Below are 16,759 nucleotides of genomic sequence, written 5' to 3'. Positions count from 1 at the left end.
ACATGAACGCACAAGAATCCTCCATCGGGCCGCTGCTGCTCGAACTCCCCGACCTCGACTGGATCACCGACGAGGGCCGCGTCGTGCGGCTGTCGCAGGACTTCTCCTGGTTCAGCCCGGTGCTCAAGCGCCAGCTCGAGGGCAAGCATGCCGAGGTGGTGGTGCGCCCGCGCAGCGAGGACGAGATCCGCGCGGTGGTCGGCGCCTGCGCGCGCCACGGCGTGCCGATCACGGTGCGCGGCAGCGGCACCGGCAACTACGGCCAGACCACGCCGCTGGCCGGCGGCGTGGTGCTCGACATGACCGGCTACAACGCCTGCCTCTGGGTGCAGCCCGGCGTGGCGCGCGCTCAGGCCGGCATCCGCCTGGGCGAACTCGAGAAGCAGACCAGGGCCAGCGGCCAGGAGATGCGCTGCGTGCCCTCGACCTACCGCAGCGCCACGCTCGGCGGCCTGTTCGGCGGCGGCTTCGGCGGCGTGGGCTCGATCAACTACGGCCCGCTGGGCGCGCCGGGCAACGTGCTCGGCATCCGCGCGATGACCATCGAGCCCGAACCCCAGGTGGTCGAGCTGCGCGGCGCCGAGGCGATGCGCATGCACCACCTGTGGGGCACCAACGGGCTGGTGCTCGAGCTCGAGGTCGCGCTGGCGCCCGCGCATCCGTGGCTCGAGACGCTCGTGACCTTCTCCGATTTCGAGGGCGCGCTGAACTTCGCCGACCGGCTCGCGAACGCGCCGGGCATCGTGAAGCGCGAGGTGTCGTTCTATGCGGCGCCGATCTCCGACCACCTGGCGCAGCTCGCGGCGCACCTGCCCAAGGGCTGCCACACGGTGCTGTCGCTGGTGGCCGAGGCCAGCGAGCCGGCGCTGCTGCAGCTGGTCGAGAGCTTCGGCGGCACGGTGGGCTACCGCAAGACCGCGGCCGAGGTGCAGAAGAGCAACCGCACCCTGATGGAGTTCACCTGGAACCACACGACGCTGCACGCGCTCAAGGTCGATCCGACCCTGACCTACCTGCAGAGCGGCTTCGTGCCGGGGCGCCACGTGGCGCAGGTCATCGAGATGGAGAAGCTGCTGGGCGGCGAGGTGATGATGCACCTGGAGTTCATCCGCAACGTGGCGGGCCTGATGACCTGCAGCGGCCTGCAGCTGGTGCGCTTCAGCACCGAGGAACGGCTGCAGGAGATCATGCAGATCCACCGCGAGCACGAGGTGCACATCAACAACCCGCACGTGAACATCGTCGAGGACGGCAAGGCCGGCGGGCCGCTGCCGCCCGAGGTGATCGCCGTGAAGCGGCGCTTCGATCCGCTGGGCCTGCTGAACCCCGGCAAGCTGCGCGACTGGCCGGTGAAGCCGCGCGCGGCCGCGGTGGCGGCCTGAGTCAGGCCGCGCGGCGACGCCGCACGAAGGCGACCGCGACGATCGCGCAGGCCAGGCCCCACAGCGGCCACAGCCCGAGGTGCGCGACCCAGCGCGCATAGGGCGTGAGGCCGGTGCGGCCCTCGACCGGGGCCTCGAGCACGCCGCGCGTGAGCCGCGGCAGCGCATGGGTCACGTGGCCCTCGGCGTCGATGACCACGGTGGCGCCGGTGTTGGTGGCGCGCACCATCGGCCGCGCGAACTCGAGCGCGCGCATGCGCGAGATCGCGAGATGCTGGTCGATGGCGATCGAGTCGCCGAACCAGGCGATGTTGCTGACGTTGAGCAGGATGGTCGGTGCCGTCGCCGCGTCGCGGAAGTTTGCGCCGATCTCGTCGCCGAACAAGTCCTCGTAGCAGATGTTCGGCGCGATGCGCTGGCCCTGCCAGGCGAGCGCGGGCTGCGCGAGGCCGCCGCTGCGGAAGTCGCCGAGCGGGATGCTCATCATGTCGATGAACCAGCGGAAGCCGAAGGGAATGAACTCGCCGAAGGGCACGAGGTGGTGCTTGCTGTAGGCGTAGGCCGAGGTGGCGCCGGGCCGGAAGCCGAGCACGGTGTTGGTATAGCCCTGGCGGTCGCCCAGCGGCAGGCCGACCACGGCCGCCTGGCTGCCGCTCGCATAGCGCGCCTGGATCGCCTCGAGGTAGCCCGCGGGCAGTTGCTGCGGCAGCAGCGGGATCGCGGTCTCGGGCGTGACCACCAGCGAGGCCCTGGCATCGCGCAGCTGTTCGCCGTACCAGCGCAGCGCGTTCTCGATGCCGCCGTTGGGAACGAACTTCTCGTCCTGCGCGATGTTGCCCTGCAGCAGCGCGACCTGCAGCGTGCCCGCGGCTTCGCCGCGCGAGGGCTGGGCCACGAGCGGAAAGCCGAACGCGACCGCAACCAGCAACGCGGCGCCCGCGAGTTCGGCGCGGGCCGCGGGCCGAGCCAGCGCGACCAGCGCGGCGGCCAGGGCGGCCACGGCACCGATGCCGTAGACACCGATCCACGGCGCCCAGCCCGAGAGCGGGCCCTCGACATGGGCATAGCCGCCCGCGCCCCAGGGGAAGCCGGTGAACCAGCTGCCGCGCACCAGTTCGGCCAGCGTCCACAGCGCGGCAAAGACCAGCGCGCCGGTGACCGTGCCGCGCGGACCGCGCCGCACGAACCAGGCGCCGGCCAGGGCGTAGTACAGGCCGAGCGCGGCGGCGAGTGCGAGCACCGCGATCGCGGCCAGCGGCGCGGCGAGGCCGCCGTAGGTGTGCATCGAGATGAAGAGCCACCAGAAGGTGCCGCTGAGCCAGGCGGTGGAGAACAGCCAGGCATGCAATCCGGCGCGGCGCCAGCCCGCGTTCTCGTCGCGCAGTCGGCGCAGCCCGAAGGCAAGGACGCCGAGCGACACCAGTTGCAGCAGCCACAGCGGCCGGCCCGAGCCGGGCATGGCGATCGAGGCGGCCTGCGCCAGTCCGGCCAGCAGGAAGGCCAGGGCCAGCAGTGCGGCGCGCATCAGTCGGCCGCGTCGCCGCCGCGGGCCGGCGACACCTTGAACCAGCGCACCGCGCCGCCCTTGGTGTGCAGCACCACGAAGTCGAAGCCGCCGATCGCATGGTGCTCGCCGCGCTTGGGCACGTGGCCCATCTCGTGCGCGATCAGGCCGCCGATGGTGTCGAAGTCCTCGCTGAGCTGTTCCTCGTCGAACACGATGCCGAAGGCCTCGGCCACGCGCTCGATCGGCGTGTCGCCCGAGACGCGGTAGGTGTGGTCGGCCAGGCCGAAGATGTCGCCCTCGTCCTCGGCGATGTCGAACTCGTCCTCGATCTCGCCGACGATCTGCTCGAGCACGTCCTCGATGGTGATCAGGCCGGCCACGCGGCCGAACTCGTCGATGACGATCGCCAGGTGGTTGCGGTTGCCGCGGAACTCGCGCAGCAGGTCGTTCAGGCCCTTGCTCTCGGGCACGAAGGTGGCGGGCCGCAGCAGCGCGCGGATGTTCAGGCCCGGCGCGCGCTGCAGCTTGAGCAGGTCCTTCGCGAGCAGGATGCCGATGATGTTTTCCTTCTCGCCCTCGTACACCGGGAAGCGCGAGTGCGCGGTGTCGATGACCAGGTGCAGCAGCGCGTCGTAGGGCGCGTCGATGTTCACCAGGTCCATGCGCGGCGCCGCGACCATCACGTCGCCGGCCGTCATGTCGGCCATGCGCAGCACGCCTTCGAGCATCACGCGCGATTCGGCGCCGATCACCTGGTTGTCTTCGGCATCCGCCAGGGTTTCGATCAGCTCGTCGCGCGAGTCCGGACCGGGATGGATGAATTCGGCGAGCTTCTGGAGAAAGCCTCGCTTGTCTTCCCGTTCGACGGGTGCGCGTTCAGGGTGAGGTTCGGCCACTGCGGGAGGGCGTAGTTGGGGGGAGTGCAAGGATACCGGATTGCATGTGACAGGCTCTACCGGGTCCGCCTGGGGGTATGCAAGGAGCGTTCCCGGACGGGGCCCGGACGCTCGAGGGCCTTACTGCGCTGATTTGCCGCGTGCGTCGCGCACGCCACTGCGAACTTCCTGCAGGCTCGCGAGGAAGGCCCAGAACTGCTTGGCGCGCGTCTTGAGGTGGAAGTCGACCGCCGCGTAGTGCTCGAGCGCGATCTCGCTCATGCGGCTGTCGAAGGTGGCGCTCGGCAGCTGCAGGTGGGCTTCCGATTCGGAACCGCTGCGCACCACGGTGGCGCCGGCGTTGCGCGCGATCTTGAGCATCGCGGCGTTCTCGCTGAGCGCATGGATGAACAGCATGCCCACGCCTTCGTTGCGCGCCACGACCACGGCACGCTCGAACAGCCGGGCGCCATAGCCGCGTCCGCGGGCATGGGCCGAGACGGAAACGCCGAATTCGGCGCAGTCGCTGGGCTGGTGGTCGGGCGCGAAGGCCAGGTGGGCCATCGCGATCAGCTCGAGCTTGCGGTTGTAGATGCCGAACAGCTCGTCGCGGTCGAAGTCGAGGCCGTCGACATAGCGCTGCACCTGCTCGTCGCCCGCGGCATAGCCGAAGCGCAGGTAGCGGTCGTGGGCGCTGAGCGCCAGCAGGTGGCTGGCGATGCGGTCGCGCTCGCGCGGGCCGATCGAGCGGATCGGCACCATGACGGGCTGCGGCGCGGTGGCGGCGCGTGGCTGGGCCTCAACCATCGGCGCCTTCAGAAAAGAGCCGAGGCCGAGGGATGCCCTGAGGAGGTCCTTGGCGGTAAGCATGGCTTGAATGTAAGGGTTTTCCCTTAACCCGCAAGCCCGGCGGGACACTTTCGTGACTCATTTGTGAATCAATACCCGAAAGCGTGTGCATGGAGCAACTTTTTCCTGCCTAGACCGGCACGGCTGTGGTGGCTTTGACACGGTCGAGCACGAAACTGGTCTTGCAGTCCTGCACGCTCGGGTGCTTGAGCAGGGTGTCCATGATGAAGCGGCTGTAGTGGGCCATGTCGGCCACGACCACGCGCAGCAGGTAGTCCATCTCGCCCGTGAGGGCGGCGCACTCGACGACCTCGGGCCAGGTTTGCACGCTGGCGCGGAACAGGTCCATGGGGTTGCGCTTGTGGCTCTCGGTGTGCTTTTCGAGCCGCACGTTGAGATAGGCCGTGAGGCCCAGCCCGACGGCCTCGGGCTTGACCAGCGCCACGTAGCGGTCGATCACGCGCTGCTCCTCGAGCCGCTTGACCCGCCGCAGCACGGCGCTGGGCGAGAGGCTGACCTGCTCGGCGATCTGGTCGTAGGTGGCGCGGCCATCTGCTTGCAGAGTGCGCAGAATCAGCCGATCTATCTTGTCGAGTGCTTCCATCATTGGATTTTTGCACTTTTCCTGCAACATGACCAAAGAAGGCGCCCGCAAACGCTGAAATCATGAGCGGCAATCGACCTACATTGCTGCACTGGCCGAGCCGCCATCCTTTTCCTTCCCCCCTCGATCCCCACTTCTTCGGAGACTGCCATGAGCCACGCCGACGCGCCCGCCTTCACGCCCTGGGACAACCCCATGGGCACCGACGGCTTTGAATTCATCGAATACGCGGCACCCGATCCGGTCGCCATGGGCAAGGTCTTCGAGCGCATGGGCTTCACGGCCATCGCCAAGCACCGCCACAAGAACGTGCTGCTGTACCGCCAGGGCGAGATCAATTTCATCCTGAATGCCGAGCCCGATTCGTTCGCGCAGCGCTTCGCGCGCGAGCACGGCCCGAGCGTGTGCGCCATCGCCTTCCGCGTGCACGACGCCAAGGCCGCCTACGAGCGCGCCACCTCGCTGGGCGCCTGGGGCTTCGCCGACAAGGCCGGCCCGGGCGAGCTGAACATTCCCGCCATCAAGGGCATCGGCGACAGCCTGATCTATCTGGTCGACCGCTGGCCCGGCAAGAACGGCGCGAAGCCCGGCGACATCGGCAACATCGGCTTCTACGACGTGGACTTCGAACCGCTGCCGGGCGTGGCCTCGCAGGACGCCCTGACCACCAAGGGCAACGGCCTGACCTACATCGACCACCTGACGCACAACGTCTACCGCGGCCGCATGAACACCTGGGCCGGCTTCTACGAGAAGCTGTTCAACTTCCGCGAGATCAAGTACTTCGACATCGAGGGCCAGGTCACCGGCGTGAAGAGCAAGGCCATGACCAGCCCCTGCGGCAAGATCCGCATCCCGATCAACGAAGAGGGCAAGGAACAGGCCGGCCAGATCCAGGAGTACCTGGACATGTACAAGGGCGAAGGCATCCAGCACATCGCGATGGGCTCGGACGACCTCTACCAGACGGTCGACGCGCTGCGCGCCAAGGGCGTGACCCTGCTGGACACCATCGATACCTACTATGAGCTGGTCGACAAGCGCATCCCGGGCCACGGCGAGAGCGTGGAAGAGCTGCAGAAGCGCAAGATCCTGATCGACGGCAAGAAGGACGCGCTGCTGCTGCAGATCTTCAGCGAGAACCAGCTCGGCCCGATCTTCTTCGAGTTCATCCAGCGCAAGGGCGACGACGGCTTCGGCAACGGCAACTTCAAGGCGCTGTTCGAGAGCATCGAGCTCGACCAGATGCGCCGCGGCGTGCTGACCGCCGCAAAATAAGCGCTCCTTCCACCCTCCAGGAGCTCCGCATGCGCAACATCCTCTCGATCGGCCTGACCACCCTCGCCGCGGCGGTCGTTCTCTCGGGATGCGCGGCGGGGCCGGGAGGCGCGCCGGCCGGCGTCGCCGCGGGCTCGCACCTCGACAGCGTGCAGAAGGCGGCCGTGCTGCGCGTCTGCACGCCGGGCGACTACCGGCCGTTCAGCTTCCAGAAGGCCGATGCCTCGTTCGAAGGCATCGACGTCGACCTGATGGCCGGCTTCAGCAGCAGCCTGGGCGCGAAGCCCGAGTGGATCAAGACCACCTGGGCCAACCTGCTGCCCGACCTCGCGGCCGGCAAGTGCGACATCGCCGTGGGCGGCGTGTCGGTGACCACCGATCGCCAGAAGCGCGCCTTCTTCAGCGCGCCCTACATGGTCAACGGCAAGACGCCGATCGCGCGCTGCGCCGACGTGGCCAAGTACCAGAGCGTGGCCGACATCGACAAGCCGACCACGCGCGTCATCTTCAATCCGGGCGGCAGCAACGAACGCTTCGCCCGCACCAACTTCAAGCAGGCCCGGCTCACGCTGCACGGCGAGAACGTGACGATCTTCGACGAGATCCTCGCCAATCGCGCCGACGTGTTCGTGACCGAGTCGGCCGAGGCGATCGTGCAGCAGAAGCTCAAGCCGGGCCTGTGCGCGATCCATCCCGACAAGCCGCTGCAATACGGCGAAATGGCCTGGATGCTGCCGCGCGACGACGTGGCCTTCAAGGCCTATGTCGACCAATGGCTGCACCTTCAGCAGGCCGGCGGCGAGTTCCAGCGCGTCATGGACCGCTGGCTCAAGTAATCAACCGAAGCACCCATGGACACCCCTGCCACCGTCGTCACGCCCGCCGTCTACGGCGCCTCCGATCGCCCGCCGCGCGGCGACTATTCGCGCGGAGGCACGGTGCAGGCCGACTACACCTGCGCGCAGGACTGGACCAGCTACACGGCAGCCGACCACGACACCTACAAGCGGCTCTACGAGCGCCAGGCCGCGCAACTTCCGGGGCTGGCCTGCGATGCCTTCATCAAGGCGCTGCCGCTGCTGGGTGTGAAGGACCGCATCCCGCGCTTCGAGGAGCTCAACGAGCGGCTGCACAAGGCCACCGGCTGGGAGATCGTGGCGGTGCCGGGGCTGATTCCCGAGCTGCCCTTCTTCACGCTGCTCGCGAACCGAAAGTTTCCGGTCACCGACTGGATCCGCAAGCCCGAGGAGTTCAACTACATCGTCGAACCCGACGTGTTCCACGACCTGTTCGGGCACGTGCCGATGCTGTTCGACCCGACCTTCGCGGACTACGTCCAGCGCTATGGCGCGGGCGGTATCAAGGCCCATGAGCTCGATGCCGGCGAGAAGCTCGCGCGGCTGTACTGGTACACGGTGGAGTTCGGGCTGATCCGCCAGCCCGATGGACTGCGCGCCTATGGCGCCGGCATCCTGAGCTCGGTCGGCGAGCTGCAGCACGCGGTGCGCTCGAACGAGCCGCTGCGGCTGCCGCTCGACCTGCTGCGCACCATGCGCACGCTCTACAAGATCGACACCTACCAGGCCAACTACTTCGTCATCGACAGCTTCGCGCAGTTGTTCGACCTGACCGAGCCCGACTTCGCGCCGCTGTACCGGGCGCTGGAAACCGCGGCCGACATTCCCGCAGGCGTGCTGCAGCCCGGCGAATCCGGCAAGGCCTGAGCTTCCTTCTCGGCAGCCGTGCCGAAGTGCGCGGCTCGCGCCGGCTCCATGCATCGATCGGCAGCTATCGCGCAGGCGACAGCCGATGCATTTACCTAGGACAAGCCCGCTGGTCGCTTGTCCTTTGCGGCTCCCACAATCCGCGCCAAAGGAGCTTGCATGCAGACATCCGCGCGACAGCACTATCCGGCCGGCGTACCGCACGAGATCGATCCCGAGCAGTACCGATCGCTTTCCCACATGTTCGACGAGGCTTTCGGCCGCTATGCCGACCGCCCGTTCTCGGTGTGCATGGAACGCTGGATGTCGTACGGCGAGCTCGATGCGCAATCGAAGGCGCTCGGCGCCTGGCTGCAATCGCGCGGGCTCGAGCCCGGCGCGCGCGTGGCGATCATGCTGCCGAACATCCCGCAGTTCGCGGTCACCATGTGTGCCGTGCTGCGCGCCGGCTACACCTGCGTGAACGTCAATCCGCTGTACACCGCGCGCGAGCTCGAGCACCAGCTCAAGGACTCGGGCGCGACCGCGATCGTGATCCTCGAGAACTTCGCCTCCACGCTCGAGCAGGTGATCGAGAAGACGCCCGTGAAGCACGTGGTCATCACCGCGATGGGCGACCTGCTCGGCGGCCTCTACGGCAGCTGGATCACGCTCGCGGTGCGGCACCTGAAGAAGATGGTGCCGCCGTTCAAGCTGCCGCTGAGCGATGGCCGCACGGTCACGCCGTTCTCGCAGGCGCTCGCCGAAGGACGCGGCCGCACGCTGGCAGCCGACGAGAGCACGCTCGATTCGATCGCCTTCCTGCAGTACACGGGCGGCACGACCGGGCTGTCGAAGGGCGCGGTGCTCACGCATCGCAACATCGTGGCCGCCACCCTGCAGGCCGAGGCCTGGTTCACGCCGGCGCTCGCGCGCGCGGGCGACCTCGCGAAGGTCAACAGCATCGCGGCGCTGCCGCTGTATCACATCTTCGCGCTCACGCTGTGCCTGCTCGTGATCCGCCAGGGTTCGCACATGACGCTGGTGCCGAACCCGCGCGACTTCGACAAGTTCATCGCGGTGCTGAAGAAGCGGCCCTTCCACATGCTGCCGGCGGTGAACACGCTGTTCAACGCGCTGTTGATGCATCCCGAGTTCAAGACCATCGACTTCTCGACGCTGTTCGTCTCGCAGGCCGGCGGCATGGCGGCCTCGGAAGGCACGGCGAAGCGCTGGTTCGAGGCCACCGGCTGCCCCATGATCGAAGGCTGGGGCATGAGCGAGACCTGCGCGATCGGCACCAACAACCCGGTGTCGAACACCAGGTTCACCGGCACCATCGGCCTGCCGTTGCCGAGCATCGAGATCGCGATCAAGGACGATGAGGGCAATTCGATGCCGATCGGCGAATCGGGCGAGCTCTGTATCAAGGGCCCGAACGTGATGAAGGGCTACTACAACCAGCCGGCCGAGACAGCGGCGGCCTTCACCGCCGACGGCTTCATGCGCACCGGCGACGTCGCCGTGATGCAGGAGGACGGCTACAGCCGCATCGTCGACCGCAAGAAGGACATGATCCTGGTCAGCGGCTTCAACGTGTTCCCGAACGAGCTCGAGAACGTGATCTCGCTGTGCCCCGGCGTGGTGGAATGCGCGGCCATCGGCGTGCCCGACGAGAAGCAGGGCGAGGCGATCAAGGTCTTCGTGGTGCGCAAGGACCCGAGCCTGACCGAGGAGGCTGTGCTGCAATACTGCAATGGACAACTCACCGGCTACAAGCGCCCACGGCACATCGAGTTTCGCGATGCGCTGCCCAAGACCAACGTCGGCAAGATCCTGCGCCGCGAACTCCGCACCACCGCCTCCGCGGGCCATTGAATGAGCGCGGCGGCGGTCGCCGGGTTGCCGGCGAATGTCGTCGTGCTCGAGCGTGGGTGGCTGTCTTCCAACAACATCCTCGCGATCGGCGCCGATGAGACGGCGCTGATCGATACCGGCTATGTGGCGCATGCCGAGCAGACGGTGGCGCTGGTCGAGTCGGCATTGGACGGGCGGCAGTTGGACCGGGTGCTCAACACGCACCTGCACAGCGACCATTGCGGCGGGAATGCGGCGCTGCAGGCGCGCTATCCGGCCCTTCGCATCGAGATCCCGCCGGGCGAGGCGGCGCTGGTGGAGCGCTGGGATGAAGAAGCGCTGAGCTTCCGGGCGACGGGGCAGAGCTGCCCTCGGTTTCGCGCCTCAGGGCTGCTGCAGCCTGGGACGGAGCGCGAGGTCGGCGGGCTGCACTGGCAGATTCATGCGGCGCCTGGTCACGATCCGCACTCGGTCATTCTTTTCGAGCCTGTGTCGCGGACCTTGGTGTCGGCGGATGCGCTGTGGGAGAACGGGTTCGGCATCGCTTTTCCGGAACTGAAGGGCGAACCGTCGTTTGGAGAGATGGGGGTCACCCTGGATCTGATCGAGCGCCTGGCGCCATTGATCGTGATTCCGGGACACGGAACGATCTTCACGGACGTGGCAGGTGCGTTGAAGGTGGCGCGGCGACGGCTCGAGGGGCTGCAGCGGGATCCCGCAAAGCATGCGCGGCATGCGATCAAGGTACTGATCAAGTTCAAGCTGCTGGAAAAGCAGAGGATGTCGCGCTCGGATTGGACGGCTTGGGTGCGCGAGACGCCTTATCTAGCCATGGTGTGCGCGCGGTTCTTCCAGGGTGTGGCATTGGATGTCTTGGCACAGGAGATCCTAGGCGAGCTCGTCGCGGCAAAGGCGGCTGAATTAACCGAATACGAAGTCCGGAATCTCTGAATTGATCCAGCAATAAAAAAAGCGCATCGTTTCAAGCGATGCGCTTTTTGTTTTTTGCTTCTGCTTTGCTTTTGCTTTTGCTTGCGCAAAGAAAAAAGCCCCAACCGTTTTGGTTGGGGCTTTTTTGGCTGTAATAGCCTGACGATGACCTACTTTCACACGGGAACCCGCACTATCATCGGCGCTGAGTCGTTTCACTGTCCTGTTCGGGATGGGAAGGAGTGGTACCAACTCGCTATGGTCATCAGGCATAAAGGGTTGCCGGGCTGATCGAGTGATCAACCTGGCGAATTCATAGAGTTTTGAATCAGCACGCGCGGTGGCGTTATTTGAATGTGTTTTTGAATGCGTCAACTTGGCATAACACCTTGATCTGACTGATCAAAGTTATAGGGTCAAGCCGCACGAGCAATTAGTATCAGTTAGCTTAACGCATTACTGCGCTTCCACACCTGACCTATCAACGTCCTGGTCTTGAACGACTCTTCAGGGGGCTCGAGGCCCCGGCAGATCTCATCTTGAAACGAGTTTCCCGCTTAGATGCTTTCAGCGGTTATCTCTTCCACACTTAGCTACTCGGCAATGCCACTGGCGTGACAACCGATACACCAGAGGTGTGTCCACTCCGGTCCTCTCGTACTAGGAGCAGGCTTCCTCAAATCTGCAGCGCCCACGGAAGATAGGGACCAAACTGTCTCACGACGTTTTAAACCCAGCTCACGTACCTCTTTAAATGGCGAACAGCCATACCCTTGGGACCGGCTACAGCCCCAGGATGAGATGAGCCGACATCGAGGTGCCAAACACCGCCGTCGATATGAACTCTTGGGCGGTATCAGCCTGTTATCCCCAGAGTACCTTTTATCCGTTGAGCGATGGCCCTTCCATACAGAACCACCGGATCACTATGTCCTGCTTTCGCATCTGCTCGACTTGTCAGTCTCGCAGTTAAGCACGCTTATGCCATTGCACTATCGTCACGATGTCCGACCGTAACTAGCGTACCTTCGAACTCCTCCGTTACGCTTTGGGAGGAGACCGCCCCAGTCAAACTGCCTACCATGCACTGTCCCCGATCCAGATAATGGACCTAGGTTAGAACCTCAAACACACCAGGGTGGTATTTCAACGTTGGCTCCACAAGATCTAGCGACCCTGCTTCAAAGCCTCCCACCTATCCTACACAGATCTGTTCAAAGTCCAATACAAAGCTACAGTAAAGGTTCATGGGGTCTTTCCGTCTTTCCGCGGGGAGATTGCATCATCACAAACATTTCAACTTCGCTGAGTCTCAGGAGGAGACAGTGTGGCCATCGTTACGCCATTCGTGCAGGTCGGAACTTACCCGACAAGGAATTTCGCTACCTTAGGACCGTTATAGTTACGGCCGCCGTTTACTGGGACTTCAATCAAGAGCTTGCACCCCATCATTTAATCTTCCAGCACCGGGCAGGCGTCACACCCTATACGTCCACTTTCGTGTTTGCAGAGTGCTGTGTTTTTAATAAACAGTCGCAGCCACCGATTTTTTGCAACCCATTCATGCTCCGTTGTTCACTTCACACTAATAGGGCACACCTTCTTCCGAAGTTACGGTGTCAATTTGCCGAGTTCCTTCTCCTGAGTTCTCTCAAGCGCCTTAGAATACTCATCTCGCGCACCAGTGTCGGTTTGCGGTACGGTCGTATACAGCTGAAGCTTAGTGGCTTTTCCTGGAACCTCGTTCAGTCACTTCGCGAGCAAGCTCGCTCGATCGTTGGCCTCGGTATATGTGCACCGGATTTGCCTAATGCACGCCTACATCCAACTAAACCGGGATATCCAACACCCGGATGACCTATTAAGATCCGTCCCCACATCGCACTGTATATCGGTACAGGAATATTGACCTGTTTCCCATCAGCTACGCATCTCTGCCTCGCCTTAGGGGCCGACTCACTCTACGCCGATGAACGTTGCGTAGAAAACCTTGCGCTTACGGCGAGGGGGCTTTTCACCCCCTTTAACGCTACTCATGTCAGCATTCGCACTTCTGATACCTCCAGCACGCTTTACAACGCACCTTCACAGGCTTACAGAACGCTCTCCTACCACTTGCAATAAATTGCAAATCCGCAGCTTCGGTAACTGGCTTAGCCCCGTTACATCTTCCGCGCAGGACGACTCGATCAGTGAGCTATTACGCTTTCTTTAAATGATGGCTGCTTCTAAGCCAACATCCTGACTGTTTTAGCCTTCCCACTTCGTTTCCCACTTAGCCAATTTTAGGGACCTTAGCTGGCGGTCTGGGTTGTTTCCCTCTTGAGTCCGGACGTTAGCACCCGGTGCTCTGTCTCCCAAGCTGTACTCTTCGGTATTCGGAGTTTGCCTTGGTTTGGTAAGTCGCCATGACCCCCTAGCCAAAACAGTGCTCTACCCCCGAAGGTAATACTTGAGGCACTACCTAAATAGTTTTCGGAGAGAACCAGCTATTTCCAAGTTTGTTTAGCCTTTCACCCCTATCCACAGCTCATCCGCTAGTTTTGCAACACTAGTCGGTTCGGACCTCCAGTACCTGTTACGGCACCTTCATCCTGGCCATGGATAGATCACTTGGTTTCGGGTCTACACCCAGCGACTGATCGCCCTATTCGGACTCGATTTCTCTACGGCTTCCCTATTCGGTTAACCTTGCCACTGAATGTAAGTCGCTGACCCATTATACAAAAGGTACGCAGTCACCCTTGCGGGCTCCTACTTTTTGTAAGCACGCGGTTTCAGGATCTATTTCACTCCCCTCCCGGGGTTCTTTTCGCCTTTCCCTCACGGTACTAGTTCACTATCGGTCGATGATGAGTATTTAGCCTTGGAGGATGGTCCCCCCATATTCAGACAGGATTACACGTGTCCCGCCCTACTTTTCGCTAGCTCAGTACCACACAAGTCTTTTAACGTACGGGGCTGTCACCCACTATGGCCGGCCTTTCCAAGCCGTTCTGATAAGTCTTGTGCTATCACTAGCAGGCTCTTCCGATTTCGCTCGCCACTACTTTCGGAATCTCGGTTGATGTCTTTTCCTCGAGCTACTGAGATGTTTCAGTTCACCCGGTTCGCCTCGCATGACTATGTATTCATCATGCGATACCTTTCGGTGGGTTTCCCCATTCGGAAATCTCCGGATCAAAGCTAATTTGCCAGCTCCCCGAAGCTTATCGCAGGCTATCACGTCCTTCGTCGCCTATCATCGCCAAGGCATCCACCACGTGCTCTTATTCACTTGACCCTATAACTTTGACGTTTCTTCACAGAAACCAAAGTCAATCAAGGAATCGCCAGGTCTTTCACCTGGCGCGTTATGCCGTCTTCATAAATCGATTTCTCGAAATTGAAGTTCATATTGACGCAATCAAAAATTCAAGTTGCTGACGGCACGGTGAGCCATGAAGCTCTTTCCGTCAGCAACGCTGATTCAACTCTATGAATTTTTAAAGAACAGCCGATTGATCAGGAGATCCCGATCAACAACAAAGAAGCCTCATGCTTTCGCAGGAAGCCGCTTTGGTGTTGAAACGTTCCGAGGGGAACCGATGATTGGTTGTGGTGGAGGATGACGGGATCGAACCGACGACCCCCTGCTTGCAAAGCAGGTGCTCTCCCAGCTGAGCTAATCCCCCAAATCCCTCAGTTTTCTCTCACACGAGGTATCAGAAGATTTGGTGGGTCTAGTTGGGCTCGAACCAACGACCCCCGCCTTATCAAGACGGTGCTCTAACCAGCTGAGCTACAGACCCATTCGCCAATCGCCTTCAAAACCGAAGACAACCGACTTCTTCCAACAACCGATAAGTGTGGGCGTTTAAATTAAATTGCTTGTTTCCAGAAAGGAGGTGATCCAGCCGCACCTTCCGATACGGCTACCTTGTTACGACTTCACCCCAGTCACGAACCCTGCCGTGGTAATCGCCCTCCTTGCGGTTAAGCTAACTACTTCTGGCAGAACCCGCTCCCATGGTGTGACGGGCGGTGTGTACAAGACCCGGGAACGTATTCACCGTGACATTCTGATCCACGATTACTAGCGATTCCGACTTCACGCAGTCGAGTTGCAGACTGCGATCCGGACTACGACTGGTTTTATGGGATTAGCTCCCCCTCGCGGGTTGGCAACCCTTTGTACCAGCCATTGTATGACGTGTGTAGCCCCACCTATAAGGGCCATGAGGACTTGACGTCATCCCCACCTTCCTCCGGTTTGTCACCGGCAGTCTCATTAGAGTGCCCAACTGAATGTAGCAACTAATGACAAGGGTTGCGCTCGTTGCGGGACTTAACCCAACATCTCACGACACGAGCTGACGACAGCCATGCAGCACCTGTGTTACGGTTCTCTTTCGAGCACTAAGCCATCTCTGGCGAATTCCGTACATGTCAAAGGTGGGTAAGGTTTTTCGCGTTGCATCGAATTAAACCACATCATCCACCGCTTGTGCGGGTCCCCGTCAATTCCTTTGAGTTTCAACCTTGCGGCCGTACTCCCCAGGCGGTCAACTTCACGCGTTAGCTTCGTTACTGAGAAAGTGAATTCCCAACAACCAGTTGACATCGTTTAGGGCGTGGACTACCAGGGTATCTAATCCTGTTTGCTCCCCACGCTTTCGTGCATGAGCGTCAGTACAGGCCCAGGGGATTGCCTTCGCCATCGGTGTTCCTCCGCATATCTACGCATTTCACTGCTACACGCGGAATTCCATCCCCCTCTGCCGTACTCCAGCAATGCAGTCACAGATGCAGTTCCCAGGTTGAGCCCGGGGATTTCACAACTGTCTTACATTACCGCCTGCGCACGCTTTACGCCCAGTAATTCCGATTAACGCTTGCACCCTACGTATTACCGCGGCTGCTGGCACGTAGTTAGCCGGTGCTTATTCTTACGGTACCGTCATTAGCCCTCTTTATTAGAAAAGGCCGTTTCGTTCCGTACAAAAGCAGTTTACAACCCGAAGGCCTTCATCCTGCACGCGGCATGGCTGGATCAGGCTTGCGCCCATTGTCCAAAATTCCCCACTGCTGCCTCCCGTAGGAGTCTGGGCCGTGTCTCAGTCCCAGTGTGGCTGGTCGTCCTCTCAGACCAGCTACAGATCGAAGGCTTGGTGAGCCTTTACCTCACCAACTACCTAATCTGCCATCGGCCGCTCCATTCGCGCAAGGTCTTGCGATCCCCTGCTTTCATCCGTAGATCGTATGCGGTATTAGCACAGCTTTCGCTGCGTTATCCCCCACGATTGGGCACGTTCCGATGTATTACTCACCCGTTCGCCACTCGCCGCCAGGATTGCTCCCGCGCTGCCGTTCGACTTGCATGTGTAAGGCATGCCGCCAGCGTTCAATCTGAGCCAGGATCAAACTCTATAGTTCGATCTTGATTTGCGCCTGATCTCGCGACCAGGCAAAACTCATAAAAAAGAAATTGAAGTGAACTTCACTTCTATTCTCATGAGCGTTTTAAGTCTTGCGACTTGTTCCGAAGAACTTACGCAATTACCTTCAAACGCCCACGCTTATCGGCTGTAATTTTTTAACGATCACCGAAGCAACTTAACGTCTGCTTCGTCTTGCTCGCTGCGATCAGCGAAGCCTTGTAGTCTAACACGGTTTTTAAAGAACCGTCAAAACTTTTTTCATCCTCTTCACCATCCAACCCCACAGCAACAACTTTCGTCATCACCGCCGAAGCCAGTCAGCGAAGCCCTCGATTATGCACAGAATTTTCACCA

The 16,759-nt window shown here is 61.8% G+C and carries 10 protein-coding genes, 2 tRNA genes and 3 rRNA genes; 6 read left to right on the top strand and 9 right to left on the bottom strand.

Going from position 1 to position 16,759, the window contains the following annotated elements:
- The first annotated feature begins 2 nt into the window (after window positions 1-2).
- Window positions 3-1,382: an FAD-binding oxidoreductase gene (locus ACEN9J_RS23690; protein ID WP_413762219.1), complete on the top strand. Its 1,380-nt coding sequence runs from the start codon at window positions 3-5 to the stop codon at window positions 1,380-1,382.
- Between the two features lies 1 nt (window position 1,383).
- On the opposite strand, the gene lnt is transcribed toward ACEN9J_RS23690, so the two are convergent.
- From lnt to ACEN9J_RS23670, 4 genes are all read right to left on the bottom strand, one after another.
- Complete coding sequence (gene lnt / locus ACEN9J_RS23685; RefSeq protein ID WP_413762218.1) at window positions 1,384-2,907, bottom strand: apolipoprotein N-acyltransferase; 1,524 nt, start codon at window positions 2,905-2,907, stop codon at window positions 1,384-1,386.
- On the bottom strand, window positions 2,907-3,785 hold the full coding sequence (locus tag ACEN9J_RS23680) for an HlyC/CorC family transporter (RefSeq protein WP_057596996.1): 879 nt from the start codon (window positions 3,783-3,785) through the stop codon (window positions 2,907-2,909). The genes lnt and ACEN9J_RS23680 overlap by 1 nt, the downstream gene beginning before the upstream one ends.
- Before the next feature lie 120 nt (window positions 3,786-3,905).
- On the bottom strand, window positions 3,906-4,634 hold the full coding sequence (locus ACEN9J_RS23675; RefSeq protein WP_261217295.1) for a GNAT family N-acetyltransferase: 729 nt from the start codon (window positions 4,632-4,634) through the stop codon (window positions 3,906-3,908).
- Window positions 4,635-4,743: 109 nt separating this feature from the next.
- Window positions 4,744-5,217, bottom strand: a complete 474-nt coding sequence (locus tag ACEN9J_RS23670) for an Lrp/AsnC family transcriptional regulator (protein ID WP_057596999.1) — start codon at window positions 5,215-5,217, stop codon at window positions 4,744-4,746.
- Between the two features lie 150 nt (window positions 5,218-5,367).
- Between ACEN9J_RS23670 and hppD the strand changes: the two genes are divergently transcribed.
- From hppD to ACEN9J_RS23645, 5 genes are all read left to right on the top strand, one after another.
- Window positions 5,368-6,495 carry a 4-hydroxyphenylpyruvate dioxygenase gene (hppD, locus tag ACEN9J_RS23665; protein WP_057597001.1) on the top strand — a complete coding sequence of 376 codons (1,128 nt, stop codon included), beginning with the start codon at window positions 5,368-5,370 and terminating at the stop codon, window positions 6,493-6,495.
- Between the two features lie 29 nt (window positions 6,496-6,524).
- On the top strand, window positions 6,525-7,331 hold the full coding sequence (locus tag ACEN9J_RS23660; protein ID WP_413762217.1) for a transporter substrate-binding domain-containing protein: 807 nt from the start codon (window positions 6,525-6,527) through the stop codon (window positions 7,329-7,331).
- Window positions 7,332-7,346: 15 nt separating this feature from the next.
- Window positions 7,347-8,219, top strand: coding sequence for a phenylalanine 4-monooxygenase (phhA, locus tag ACEN9J_RS23655; protein WP_413762216.1), 873 nt, complete (start codon window positions 7,347-7,349; stop codon window positions 8,217-8,219).
- Window positions 8,220-8,378: 159 nt separating this feature from the next.
- Window positions 8,379-10,076 carry an AMP-binding protein gene (locus ACEN9J_RS23650; RefSeq protein ID WP_413762215.1) on the top strand — a complete coding sequence of 566 codons (1,698 nt, stop codon included), beginning with the start codon at window positions 8,379-8,381 and terminating at the stop codon, window positions 10,074-10,076.
- Window positions 10,077-11,006, top strand: a complete 930-nt coding sequence (locus ACEN9J_RS23645) for an MBL fold metallo-hydrolase (RefSeq protein ID WP_413762214.1) — start codon at window positions 10,077-10,079, stop codon at window positions 11,004-11,006.
- Between the two features lie 136 nt (window positions 11,007-11,142).
- On the opposite strand, the gene rrf is transcribed toward ACEN9J_RS23645, so the two are convergent.
- The 5 genes from rrf to ACEN9J_RS23620 all read right to left on the bottom strand — a co-directional run bounded on the left by rrf (window position 11,143) and on the right by ACEN9J_RS23620 (window position 16,400).
- A 5S ribosomal RNA gene (rrf, locus tag ACEN9J_RS23640) occupies window positions 11,143-11,255 on the bottom strand.
- 142 nt (window positions 11,256-11,397) lie between these two features.
- Window positions 11,398-14,268: ribosomal RNA gene (locus ACEN9J_RS23635) — 23S ribosomal RNA — on the bottom strand.
- Between the two features lie 315 nt (window positions 14,269-14,583).
- Window positions 14,584-14,659: transfer RNA gene (locus tag ACEN9J_RS23630), tRNA-Ala, on the bottom strand.
- 40 nt (window positions 14,660-14,699) lie between these two features.
- A tRNA-Ile gene (locus tag ACEN9J_RS23625) sits at window positions 14,700-14,776 on the bottom strand.
- Between the two features lie 89 nt (window positions 14,777-14,865).
- A 16S ribosomal RNA gene (locus tag ACEN9J_RS23620) occupies window positions 14,866-16,400 on the bottom strand.
- Together the 16S, 23S and 5S rRNA genes with 2 tRNA genes alongside form the textbook arrangement of a ribosomal RNA operon.
- Between the last annotated feature and the right edge of the window lie 359 nt (window positions 16,401-16,759).

The sequence above is a fragment of the Variovorax sp. Varisp41 genome (assembly GCF_047325085.1).
GTDB lineage: Bacteria > Pseudomonadota > Gammaproteobacteria > Burkholderiales > Burkholderiaceae_C > Variovorax.
The sequence above is the reverse complement of the archived record's forward strand: the minus strand, read 5'-3'. Positions and strand labels throughout refer to the sequence as shown.

Bases quoted from the DNA above. Each gene is read 5' to 3' on its own strand.
- ACEN9J_RS23670 (WP_057596999.1), bottom strand. From the start codon at position 5,217: ATGGAAGCACTCGACAAGATAGATCGGCTGATTCTGCGCACTCTGCAA.
- ACEN9J_RS23690 (WP_413762219.1), top strand. From the start codon at position 3: ATGAACGCACAAGAATCCTCCATCGGGCCGCTGCTGCTCGAACTCCCC.
- hppD (WP_057597001.1), top strand. From the start codon at position 5,368: ATGAGCCACGCCGACGCGCCCGCCTTCACGCCCTGGGACAACCCCATG.
- ACEN9J_RS23650 (WP_413762215.1), top strand. From the start codon at position 8,379: ATGCAGACATCCGCGCGACAGCACTATCCGGCCGGCGTACCGCACGAG.
- ACEN9J_RS23645 (WP_413762214.1), top strand. From the start codon at position 10,077: ATGAGCGCGGCGGCGGTCGCCGGGTTGCCGGCGAATGTCGTCGTGCTC.
- ACEN9J_RS23660 (WP_413762217.1), top strand. From the start codon at position 6,525: ATGCGCAACATCCTCTCGATCGGCCTGACCACCCTCGCCGCGGCGGTC.
- lnt (WP_413762218.1), bottom strand. From the start codon at position 2,907: ATGCGCGCCGCACTGCTGGCCCTGGCCTTCCTGCTGGCCGGACTGGCG.
- phhA (WP_413762216.1), top strand. From the start codon at position 7,347: ATGGACACCCCTGCCACCGTCGTCACGCCCGCCGTCTACGGCGCCTCC.
- ACEN9J_RS23675 (WP_261217295.1), bottom strand. From the start codon at position 4,634: ATGCTTACCGCCAAGGACCTCCTCAGGGCATCCCTCGGCCTCGGCTCT.